The sequence below is a fragment of the Acidiluteibacter ferrifornacis genome, from assembly GCF_009909615.1.
GTDB classification, from domain to species: domain Bacteria; phylum Bacteroidota; class Bacteroidia; order Flavobacteriales_E; family Vicingaceae; genus Acidiluteibacter; species Acidiluteibacter ferrifornacis.
Window position 1 is genome coordinate 422425 of record NZ_WWNE01000006.1, and the last position, 12438, is coordinate 434862.

A 12438-nucleotide genomic window follows, 5' to 3' on the forward strand; every position below is an offset into this window, starting at 1 on the left:
AAGAAAGTCTAACATTAGCTTTTTGAATACTTAATCATCCCTATCAGGACACCTAAAGCAAAACTAATGCTCATAAAAATGGACTTCTTAGGAAAGCTCGGTTTGCGAAAAACCGTAAAATCTTTAGCAACCTGAATCATCACTAAATTTTCAAGGCTTGCTTTTAATTGAAGTTGCTCATTGAACAATTTATATCCTTCCTGATACATGTCAATTGGATTCAGAGGCTCACCAAATACAAAGCCGCCGGCTTGCCCCTTGGGTAGCTGATTATTTGCAACAACCAATCTCAAGCTATCCAATTCTTGAATATCAGTATCTAACTTTTTAATTAATTGATTATAACGGTCTCTTCTAACGCCCATTTGTCGTTGGTAAAAATCTACGTCTGACAAATAGCTCACAATTTGAGGTTGAAGAATTTCAAACAAACTATTGTCGGACACCTTGACCTCTACCTTAAAAAAGAAATTCAGATTTATTGAATCTATGGGATACTCTTTAATTTCAATATAACGGATTTCATTTATCTTTTCTATCACGTCAATTGGCAACACTAATTTTTCGCTTAATAAGCTGAAGTTATCTTCCTCGATTAAAAAATCCAAATCATTTATCTTCTCTCGATGAAACTCGTTAGAAATCCCTCCTGACATGGCAGTAAAGGTTGACTTATATTCCTTTGGAATAATAAAAGTAAGTGCTAATCCAACAAGTGAAAAGGCCAATCCAAATGCTAGAAGTTTCCATTTTATTCTAAAACCATATTGAATAAACACACTTATTTTGGCAAAAAACTTTCTTGTTCCTTTTACAAATGAATTGACTAACGGCCCTAAATCAATTTCTTCATTATTATTGCTCATCCAATTTTTCTATTTTCTATCAACAACTAAAGTAGTAAAGTTTAACAAAAAGAAGCTTTAAAACATTTTCAGTTCTACAATTTAAATGAAAATCGAATCTTCTTATCAATTAAAAAGACCTCTAATCCCTTTAAGTGAACAATGATTAGTTTTACATTCGTACTGTATTGAGTAATTTGTACCAAAACTAAATTCAACTATAAGGAAGTCTTACATTCACTATCAAACATGGCAAACGACACTATTCTCCAGTCTTTTAAAATTAATAAAGTACTGCTTATCGCAATACTTTATTTCTTTTTCAATAGTGTTTTTTTGCCGCACGGATTACTTTACACAACCCTATTAGCTCCTATTCTATTTCTTTCATTTTCGTATAGAGGTCAAATAAAATTCATAGAATTCATTGCAATTGCACTTATTCCATACTCAGGAATTCATTTTTTCATTGTTCCAGATCTTAAGTCATTAGCGATTTCTACAGCTTTATTGATCTTAAACTTGGTTTTCATTGCCGCATTCTATGACTATTTGAAGAAAAAGCGAGACTTAACGTACCAATATTATAAAATTACCATCATTAATTTTATTTTCTTTATTGCTGCCCTGCTGCTTTTTTTTACTCCTTGGAAAGAAGTTTTCTGGCATATAAAACCATTAACAAGAAACATTGATGACTTTTCTAGATTAAGTTTTTTAACCTATGAACCTTCCTACTACTCTACTTTACTCGCGCCTATTTTTCTATTCTATATGCTCAAAGTTGTCCTTTTTAGGGATCAGCAAAAAAAGACTTTTCCTCTGCTAGTATTTACAGGTCTTCCGCTTGTATTTTCATTCTCTTTTGGAGTGATTGGCGGAATCATTATCGCTTTCATAGTTTTAATTTTATTCTACAATAAACATATACTTAAGAAAAGGCTATTCTTCTACTTCTTTAGTACTTCTATATTTCTAATTATTCTTGGGCTTGTTGTATTGTCAATACTATATCCTGAAAATGTAGTTTTCCAAAGAGTCAGTGATATTTTTACTGGAGAAGATACATCGGCTAAGGGAAGGACTTTAGGTGCGTTCAAAATGGCCTATCTAATTGCTAAAGAAAAAAGCATTTTATTTGGAGCTGGACTTGGGCAAATCAAAATTGTAGGTGAAGATATTATTCGAAACTATTACCATTACAATGTTGCAGATATTCCGACTTTGAGAATTCCTTCGTCTATTGGTGAAACTCTTGCTTCATTTGGAGTGGTAGGTGTATTAGTAAGGTTAGGGCTTCAATTTTATTTTTTCCTGAAAACAAAAACATACAACAACTTTTACCGTTTTTTTATTTTTGTCTATATATTTATCTATCAATTCACTGGAAGTTACCTTACCAATATAGCAGAATATGTATTATGGGTTATTGCATTTACCCCAGCGTTTGTGCAATTTGATGTTTTCAACAAGCAAGCAACCCAGTCCCAAGAAAAAGAAACTATTTAAAACCCAATATTGATCTTAGCTGAGAATGTATTGGTAGAGCCTTGGTAAAATGGAGAAGTGTAAATAATAGCATCCACTCCTTCTACTTTTTGATATTGATAATCTAGAGAGATAAAAACATCATTAAACAACTCATAACTACTTGAAAACAGAATAGAATTATTGGACCATCGTTCATTTTCTAGAAAGGTTAATCCCCAAACAGAGCTACCCGGATCAGTTGTACCAGCATAGAAGTACTCTTCTCCCTTATGAGCAAAGCTAATATTAGCTATTAAATTAAGTCGCGCTATAGGTCTAACATTTACCCTAAATGCCAATTCTTGCGCATTATCCCTTAAATAATGCCCCATATTATAGTTATTACTCTCGTAAGTGGTTGTATTTACAAAATGCCTGAATGTAATCGGATTGGTACGTGTGTACTCAATTGCAATTGAAATATTCTTATTGAATAAATTACTTCGTTGTGCACCAAATTTCATGCTTACAAAATTGGAATGTTGGTCTTTATCCCACATTCTAGAGAATGAAATTTCATCAATAAAAAAGGAAGTATAAAAATGATAGCCTTTCAAATTTCGAGAGCTTACATCAAAAAATATTTGAGAATTACCTCCTCCAAAATTCCCAGATCCATTATAAACTCCGTGATCTATTGACTTGAAAAACATAAAAGGAATAAAGAATACGGCTTGCAGATTATCGCTATAAACGATAGAATTACCTATTGACACATTCAAGTTCTTAATTGGTCGAATAGTGAAAATATTAGCAGCCATAAATTTTCGAACATCCACATTGCGTTGTTTAACACCTGCAGTATAACTTCGAGAACTATCTCGAACTTCAGATGAAAGAGAGCCGTGAAAATATTCAAAATCTAACCACTTCACCGGTTGCACTTTCAATTGCATTCGCGCATAAGAAGGCGCTTTATCCGATAAAATATTGGCTCCGAAATTATTATTTCCCCATGTAAAGTTATCTTTTATTAAGCCTACACTTCCCCAATTCCAACTGTAGGTAACTCCTCCGCGCATATCGCTATAATCCCCGTTACTTTTGTAGTTAGCCCCAGGATTTGGATTTATATATTGTTCATTTTGTAGTATTTCATCAACCACATTATCTCTTAAACTGGCATAAAAACCCACGTTCTTCCCTAAATAGCCCAACATTTCGCCACCGATAGTTCTTCTCAAATAGTCTCCATTTCTATTAGTAGAATATTCTGCGCCTACAATAGGGTTTAATGTAAAAGAGAAAATGGAATCCTTGTAATACAACAAGTCCAAACGTTTGTCAAAATCCTTATTGGAAAGTAGTTCTTTATTATACTCCTTTAAATAAAAATCGAGCTCATTAATTTGGCGATTATTCAACTCCGATCTATCTAAAGAATTTAATTTTTGAGCAATCACCGCTCTTGAATAAGGCTTACTAAAAGAGTTGAGCTCTATCAATTGGAGGTTGGCCATCTCATCTAAAAATTCATAGATGGAAGTCTTTGAAATATCCTGATAAACAGTCTGAGAGTAGGCTGAACCACTTAAAAGAGTAAGAAACAAAAAAAAGATAATTGAACGAATCGACATAGTTAAAATTCCTATTTACTCCTTGCCTTTTTTATAACTATGTTGCTAATTGACTTAAAGAAATATCGAATATCCGTCTTTAAGGGATATTTTTCATAAGCATCAAAATAGCGCATTTCAGAATCCATAATCTCATCAATGGATTTTGGTAAATCTGCATAATATGGAGGTATTAGTCCAGGTTTGAAGTTCTTACGTCGATTTTTCAGCTCGGGACTATATAGCCCTAAATATTGAGCACTTAGTGGACGTGGCCCAACTAGCTTCAAATCCCCCTTTAGCCAGTTATAAATCATTGGCAATTCGTCTAACCACAACTTTCTTAGAATCTTACCCATAAAATTAACGCGGTAATCATCCTTAAATTTACCCCCTTCAGCCAATTTATTTGTAGAATAGATGTAATCCTGCAGATACTCAGAATAGGCATTCATCGTTCTTACCTTATAAACCGTAATCGGTTTGCCCTGGTAACCTGTCCGGTTTAACTTAAGAAAAAAGCCATAGTTACGAGGCTTAAGATTAACAGTATATAGTTCCTTTTCAGCTACTACATACAATAGATTATCAATGCGTTTTGTCTCCACAATTCGAAAGCCGCAATACACCAATCGCCCTAACACTTCTACAGAAGTCAATACTCTATTTCGATTGGCTGTTAAAAAAAAGTAGATTTTATTTGATATCGGCAACTTCGGTGCGACACGCTTTCCTAAGTAATCAAAAAAGTAATAAATGGAACGTATAACAGGAGGAAATTTTCTATACAAGCGCTCCTTCCTTAAATCAGAGGTTTCCAGGCAAGTAATGAGCCTTCCTCCCATTTCTAAACGACTATTGATCGCCGAATATAGACCAGTGATACTTTGAACCTCATTAACTTTCTTAAGATTAATAATGTTCTCATAATTCCCATCTGTATCGGTTGGGTCTGCAAGGTTATCTATGGTGAACTGATTTCCAACTGAAAGAATTGTAGTCTTATTTCTATTCCCAATCCGAATACTATTCTTGACAAAAGAATTTAAATCTTTGTTTTTTATTCCTTTAAGAATAACGTCTTGATCAACATTTACAACCCTACGACTTACTATCTGCATTTCAACATTTTGAGGAAGGCTAATTTACAACAATTATTTTACCCTCATAAAAAATAGCCCTCGAAATACTTCACCCACAGTTTGGTGACATCTATGGTCTCTTCAAGCATCTTTTCCTTACGCTTGTTCCATACTGCTTTCAACTCATTTTTAGAAGCTAACTCTTCTACCATTTGAAGTAATCGTTCGGGCTGATTAGTTGGAATTCCGTAAGTTAATTCATACTTATGCTCCAATTCTTCCAAATAACTTAGCTTACCCACAAAGTCGTTAAAACGAAGCGAAGGAGTGCCTAAAACTGCTGCCTCTGCCGCCATTGTTTGGCTGTCACCAATGTATAAATCTGCATAAAATAACGCGTGATGAATTTCGGTAGCGGGAATTGCAATTCTATATTTTTCAAAATCAGAAGAAAGTTCACGCTCTGAAGTAATCCAAATTTTCCCTATCGGTTCTAGAATAGCGATGATTTTTTTCGCCAACTGGTCATTAATCCCCTCTACTCCATCGTCATGATGCGCAGTAAGCGATGCAAAACGCAATAGAAAAAAACGTTCCTCTCCTGCAAACAATGATTCTACTTTAGATCGATCAGGAGTAAAATAATCTGGATGCAAATAAGCCAATTCCTGATAGCCTTTGTAAAAGACACTTTTATCGCGATAAGGCCCAACAGAACAACATTCTGGAGCTAGAATATTAGTGGCATATTTCATTCCCATATTGGCAAATAATGGAACCGCTTCAGCATCGTCTTCATTCACAATGATGGAAGGAATCCGCAGTAACTTCCCAATATGCGTAATGACTAAATCAGTTCCTATCGCTAAGTTTGGTCGATGTTTAAGCATAATCCCGAGCATTCGAAACTCTCTATTTAAGATTCTTCTAACCCTTCCCCACTTTCCTTTTGGTGCCTTCTCTTTTATGAAATAAGTCTTGAATTTAACCTCATCCAATAAGTTAAACAATACATCCTTCTCACGAACTACCCAAATGATTTCATGCCCTTTATCCGATAACTCTTGAGAGACAAACTTCAGGTTGTGATAATGTGCTGGATGACCGATATAAAATAAATATTTCATTTAGTTCTGAACTTTTTGATGGTGCAACAATTCTGTTAGTGCCAACAACATCCATGCTTGACTCCAACGCATAAATGGAATCTTAATGGTAAATAAAGGGTACTTTTTATAGTAGAAAAATCCTTTATTAGAGCGCATTTGATCGATGGTATATGCTGCAATCTTGGTTGATTGAGAAATATACTCTTCATTCAAATCAGACCATCTTGCAAAAGTGATGATTCCCTGTGCTTGATTGTGAATCTCTACCGGCCATTTTGATGGAAACCGATAAATCGATTGTCCATTCGCCAAGAATTGATTCTTTTGATAATAGTCTAACCCCTTCTGTAAATAATGCTGATATTTCTTTTTGGTTGACGGAATGTATCTCATTACATATCCTAAACTATCAATTACATAGCCTTGATGAAAATCAACCTGAGTTCTTTCTTTCCCTGACTCTAGTTTTATGCTGTAATTCCACTTCCCATCTGCTTTCTGCTTGTCCACTACAAAGTCGGTAGATCGAATGGCTAACTCTTTATATTTTTCGATTTTAGTTTCTTGATGTAAAAAGGCAAACAATTCGCTACCCAACATACTCGCATTATAGCAACAATCCACTTCTATGGTACTATAACTGAAACAAATTCCTGATTCATCTTCAGATTGTGCTAAGTCTTCCTCTATAAATTGCCCGATGCTTTTCAGCACTTCTAATGCTTTTGGATCGTTGAATGTTTCATAATAGGCTATCATCCCTTTGGCGATAAATACACTTACGACAATAGTTGGGGAATATGCTTTTAGCAATTTCTCTGAACTTGCCCAATCAAAATTATATCCCCAACAATAATGCTTAAAGCCTTTGGTTCTGTTTTCCAACAACCAATTGAACAAAAAGTCAATTTTAGATTTGATTTCTTCGTTGGGATCGGTTTGATACATCAAACTATAAGCATGCAATAACAAACCAATAGCTTTTGGATTGTAGTCTTTTTTAATTCCTATGAGTGAACGAACATTGATGGGATTTCTCTTCTGAATCTGAATTCCAATCGGTTTTCCCCACTTACCTAACCAACCAAATGGCACCCATGAATTCAAGGTATCATAAGGATCGTAGCCTTTAAATTCTTCCTTTTCAATGTATGCTAAAAGCTCTTGTTGTGCTTTTTTAATCACTGAACTATTTGTTTGATTTTTCGCCATTCGATTATGAGAGGATTATTTTCTCTCCTCCTTTCTGAATAGATTCCAACACTTTCAAAGAGGCCAATGACGACAAGTATAACTCGTCCGCTGAAATTGGCGAAGCCGTTCCATTTAGGATAGAATTGGTAAATCCATTAATTTCTTCTGTATATCCTTTGTCCTGATCGCTTTTAAATTTTTGAATCTTGCTATCGGCCAAGGTTAACTTTTTAAAGTCATCAATAATGGCCGACTTGCCACCACAAAACACTTCTAAATATTCTTTAGAAACTTGCTTACTTCCGTTCGAGAAATACGAAATAGAGGCAATGCTTCCATTCATCGTTTCTAAGCTAATCACAACATTGTCATATAAATTTTCAGAGGATTGCAATGAAATGGCCGAAACACTCTTCAATAAACTACCGGTTAAAAACTGTACTAAATCTATGAAATGGCAAGCCTCACCTACTATTCTGCCGCCACCTACTTCTGGGTCGTGCACCCAATGGTCAGCAGGCAATTGCCCAGCATTGATTCTATAATTGATAGACATTGGAAGTTCTGCCCCCAAAAAGGCTTTGGCCTGTTTCGTAAAAGGAGCGAATCGCCTATTGTAGCCCACCATCAATATTCCAGTGCTCTTTAAATTGGCTTGTTTAATAGCGTCTAATTCTTCCTCCGACATGCACATCGGCTTCTCGACAAACACATTCTTATTGGCTTGCAGTCCTTCTATGACATATTGCGCATGCGTATTGTGACGAGTGGCGACAATCACTGTATTCAGTTGGTCACTTTTAACCAATTCCGAAGCATCGTTGGTGCAAAATGAAAAATGATATTTATCTGCTATGTATTTTGAATTGGTTGGTCGTGCAGTGGCAACACCAACAAACTGTACTTTATCTTTCAGTACAGGCAGCAAAAAATTTTGTGCAAACGAACCTGCTCCTATGAGTCCAACATTCACTGCATTCTTTTTGGCCACCTTGTCATACAAACGAACTGCTGCTTTTAACTCCTTCTGAGTGTCGTATTTCAACACCATTCCACCTATCACTTCTTCTTTGTCTAGAATTAATTGATAAGCTTTGGGCGCATCCTTAAACTCAAATTCATGAGAAATCAGCGGCTTTAAATCTACCTTTCCGTCACCGACTAAATCGACAAACGCCTGCATATTCCGATTCTCTGTCCACCGCACAAAACCGATTGGATAGTCTAATCCTTTTTCTTCATAATTATTCTCATATCTCCCCGGACCATAAGAAGAAGACATTCTTAAATCCAATTCTTTCTTGAAATAATTCTTTCGAGAAAAGCCAGTTGGAACAGCTCCAACTATGATCACTTTTCCTTTCTTACGGCACACTTGACCCGCAAATTCTATCGGATCTAAAGAACTCGTACTTGCGGTTATAATAACGGCATCTACGCCATAACCACCAGTTGCTTCTGCTATAATATTTTCTAAATCCGGATTATTCCGATTGTAGATCAACTTCGTTTTCTGCCCTTTGGCAAAATTTACTTGATTTTCATCAATGTCAATTCCAATGACTTTAACACCCGAAGCCTCTAGCAGCTGATTGGTTAATTGCCCAATTACACCCAAACCAATCACTAAACAAGATTCACCTAACTTCAACTCCGATTGACGAACACCTTGCAAGGCAATAGCTCCCATGGTGGCAAAAGCAGCATCTTTTAGAGAAGTATCCTTTTTAACTTTAACACATAAATTGACTGGTATACAAACGATTTCACTGTGCCCAGCAGTATTTCCTCCACAAGCCACAAAGTCGCCAATTTCAAATCCTCGAACATCATCTGCCATGGCTACAACTTCTCCTGCACAACTATAACCCAATGGAGAATAAGCTTCTAACTTATTCATCACCATATTGTAGGTTTTAAGCACTCCAAAAGTTCTTGCGGAAGTAATGACTTTCTTTACTTCTTCTTTTCTAGCTTTTGCTTTACCAATATAGCTTAAACGAGCATCCTTTACCGTTTTCCCTTCTGTACCAGGACTAATAATCGAATAATGATTACGAATCAATAAACAGCCAGGAAGTATGGCAGGAAATGGCACCTCCATTAGCTGCATATTTCCATCTTTCAATGTTTGAGTCAGTTGCTCCATTTAGCGAATATACATTTTATACCACTCTTGAAAAGTAATTAAAGCATAAATGAGAGCGGAATTATCCTTTATACCTTTTATATGTAATTCTATAACTTGTTGAATTCCTTCAACTGAGAACTGTTCAAAATTATTAAAAAAGTCCAGATCTAATAACCCTTCTAGTTGCTTTCGATCGCCCAAGAGACTTCTTAACGGCATTCCAAAACCAGCTTTTCGTCGGTTCGTTACAAAATCAGGCAAATCGTTTTTAAACGCATCTTTCAAGATTCTCTTTGTTTTACCTAAGTTGCTTAGCTTGTAACTTCTCGGAATGCTATACGCAAATTCAACTATTCGATGATCTAAAAATGGCACCCGATTTTCTACCGAATTGGCCATGCTCATGCGGTCTGTATAGTGTAGATTTTTAATCAGAAAATTATTGCGTTCAAATCGCTTTAAGCCTTCAAAAGGATTTTCCCCTTCTGGGAAATATTCCGCTATAAAAGGAATAATGGTTTGCGATTCTTTCTTAAAAATCAATCGAGAGCTATCAAAATCACCTACTATATTGTAAAAGCCATACCGTTCGTTTCCTTGTTGATTATAATTTCCTAGCTTTTGTAAGTACCGCTTGTATGCTTTAAAGCTTCCTTTTCCTACATTCAAATTAGAGAAGGCTTTAAACAATGGCTTTGTAAGCCCTATTGGCAATTTATTTAATGTACTGTCTAACAATAGCAACTGATGACCAGCATATCCTAAGAATAGCTCATCAGCTCCCATCCCGGATAAGATTACCGTACTCTTTTCAGCAGCCTTTTGTGTGATTAAATAAGATGGAATCTGAGAACCATCCGCAATAATATCGTCATTAAAATGAACCGTTTTCTGAATTAATTCTTTGGTCAATTGATTTTCCCCAATGGTGATTAACTCTAGATTCATTTTCCAATCTTTCGCTAATTTCTCAGCGTAATAGCTGTCAGAAGTGGTTCCTTCTTTCTTTAAATCCTTCTCATTCTTGCTAGCACAATAATGGTTGATGCTACTATTCCCTTTCAAGAAATGAGCAATAATCGATGAGTCCAATCCTCCTGAAAAGAAAGTCCCAACAGGCACATCTGAAATCAAACGAATTCGACAAGCATCTTCAATTAGAGAATAAAGCTTTTCTTGAGCGCCATTATAGTTGAGTTTTGAGTATTCTTTTTGAGCAGTCGGCTCCCAATATTTCTTAACCGATAAGCTTTTTGATTTTAAATCATACTGCAAATAATGCGCAGCAGGCACTCGATAGATGTTCTTAAAAAGCGTGTTATTTTCTGGTACGTATTTGAATGTAAAGTACTGTTGTAAACAGGCATCGTTCAACTCTGCTTTTATGCCAGCAGCCAAAATGCTTTTTATCTCCGAGGCATATAGGAAGTTCTCATTTTCATGATAAAAATAGAGTGGCTTTACGCCCATTCTATCACGAATCACAAACAATTGGTTGCGTTTTTTATCCAATAAGGAAATAGCAAAATCCCCATTCAACTCTTGTAAAAAGTCAATTCCTTTTTGTTCGTACAACTTAAGTAAAACCTCGGTATCTGAAGTAGAATGAAACCTTTGTCCTTGTAAAAAGGTTGTTTTTAGTTCTTGAAAATTATAAATCTCACCATTAAAAGTGAGCACAATTTGCTGATCGTCGCTCAACATGGGCTGATGGCCACCAACACTCAAATCAATAATGCTTAACCGCTTATGTCCTAAAAATAAATTCTGCCCTTCGATTTCTTCTTTAAACTCTCCAACACTATCGGGTCCTCGATGATGAAGCACCTCCAACATTTGCTGAGAATCCCATTGTTGATTAGAAATATAGCCGGTTATTCCGCACATGAGCTGTTAATTCAGAATTTGTTGAATGGTTTTTGAAATATTCCCCACCATTTTTGCTTCCGTAAAATTACGATCATAATGGACTTTACTCGCCTTCCCCATTTCTATTCGTTGTTCTTTATTCAAAATCAATAATTCTAATTCCTTGGCTATTTCATTCGGACTTGAATCCGAAAGAATGATTCCGTTTTTATTGTGAATAACCGATTCTACAATAGCTCCTTGATTGGTAGAAATAATGGGCAATCCTGCTGATAATGCCTCCACTATTACCCAAGGATGGCCTTCCGGTCCATTTGGTGTAAACAAAAACACATCTGCGTTGGCGAAGGTTTGCCATTTTTGATCTCCACTCATGGGAGGATAAAAATGAACTTCCAATTGGTTTTTATCGACTAAGCTCATGCATTCCTTTTTATAAACCTCATTATCCCAAGCTCCAACAGCGGTCAATTCGTAAGTATTTACTCCTTTCGTTTTTAGAATCACTAAGGCCTCTATAATTTCTTTTATTCCTTTAGACGGGAGAAAGTTGGCAAAATAAAGCAATTGAACTTTTGTGGATTCTATATTTCTTTCAGGAATGGTAATGTCGCATCCGTTTGGGATCACATAAATCTGCCTAGGCGAATAATAATCTTCAAAGAGGTGACGTAGATTTTTTCCTAGGACAATCATTCCATGCGTTCGGTTCATGCAATACCGCACATACTTTTCAGTCATAGAATTTGCTGAATTGATCCAATTCTTAAAGTTGCTTCCTCTGAGCTGCAACAGGATTTTAATTGGAAACAAAGAAGCAATTAATATAAAAATGGAATCCTTTAAAAAGCCTAAGGTGGTTTGACTAATCGGTATCAAAATAACATCAGCCTTTGAACTTCTCAAAAGACGAAACAACTTCAAATAAATGCCAATATTCTTAAATAATTTCCAAATTCCTCCCTTGCCAAAATCATCAATGGACTCGTTGACTTTAGTATTCAAGTGCAGTAATTCAAACTCTTCTTTCAATGTAGAATTCAAAATAATATTGGTCGCCACGGCAGGCCCAATGTACGGTGGTGGCAATTTTCCGACGATGATGACTTTCTGTTTATCCAT

The 12438-nt window shown here is 35.7% G+C and carries 9 protein-coding genes; 1 reads left to right on the top strand and 8 read right to left on the bottom strand.

All coding sequences use genetic code 11. The annotated features are described in order from the left end of the window. Positions 1–14: 14 nt before the first annotated feature. Positions 15–866, bottom strand: coding sequence for a GumC domain-containing protein (locus GQN54_RS08305; protein WP_160633063.1), 852 nt, complete (start codon positions 864–866; stop codon positions 15–17). 228 nt (positions 867–1094) lie between these two features. On the opposite strand from GQN54_RS08305, the gene GQN54_RS08310 reads away from it, so the two are divergent. Beyond that, positions 1095–2354: an O-antigen ligase family protein gene (locus GQN54_RS08310; RefSeq protein WP_160633064.1), complete on the top strand. Its 1260-nt coding sequence runs from the start codon at positions 1095–1097 to the stop codon at positions 2352–2354. On the opposite strand, the gene GQN54_RS08315 is transcribed toward GQN54_RS08310, so the two are convergent. From GQN54_RS08315 to GQN54_RS08345, 7 genes are read right to left on the bottom strand one after another with little or no spacing between them, the layout of a single operon-like run. After that, the gene (locus GQN54_RS08315; protein WP_207554860.1) at positions 2351–3925 is read right to left on the bottom strand and encodes a hypothetical protein; all 1575 of its coding nucleotides are present in this window, start codon (positions 3923–3925) and stop codon (positions 2351–2353) included. The genes GQN54_RS08310 and GQN54_RS08315 overlap by 4 nt on opposite strands. 38 nt (positions 3926–3963) lie before the next feature. Next, positions 3964–5052: a sugar transferase gene (locus tag GQN54_RS08320; protein WP_160633066.1), complete on the bottom strand. Its 1089-nt coding sequence runs from the start codon at positions 5050–5052 to the stop codon at positions 3964–3966. 44 nt (positions 5053–5096) lie between these two features. Continuing rightward, on the bottom strand, positions 5097–6140 hold the full coding sequence (locus GQN54_RS08325) for a DUF354 domain-containing protein (protein WP_160633067.1): 1044 nt from the start codon (positions 6138–6140) through the stop codon (positions 5097–5099). Beyond that, complete coding sequence (locus GQN54_RS08330; RefSeq protein ID WP_160633068.1) at positions 6141–7334, bottom strand: glycoside hydrolase family protein; 1194 nt, start codon at positions 7332–7334, stop codon at positions 6141–6143. A 4-nt stretch (positions 7335–7338) separates the two neighbouring features. Continuing rightward, complete coding sequence (locus GQN54_RS08335) at positions 7339–9465, bottom strand: bi-domain-containing oxidoreductase (RefSeq protein ID WP_160633069.1); 2127 nt, start codon at positions 9463–9465, stop codon at positions 7339–7341. Then, positions 9466–11334 carry an asparagine synthase (glutamine-hydrolyzing) gene (gene asnB, locus GQN54_RS08340; protein ID WP_160633070.1) on the bottom strand — a complete coding sequence of 623 codons (1869 nt, stop codon included), beginning with the start codon at positions 11332–11334 and terminating at the stop codon, positions 9466–9468. 6 nt (positions 11335–11340) lie between these two features. Further along, complete coding sequence (locus GQN54_RS08345; protein ID WP_160633071.1) at positions 11341–12438, bottom strand: glycosyltransferase family 4 protein; 1098 nt, start codon at positions 12436–12438, stop codon at positions 11341–11343.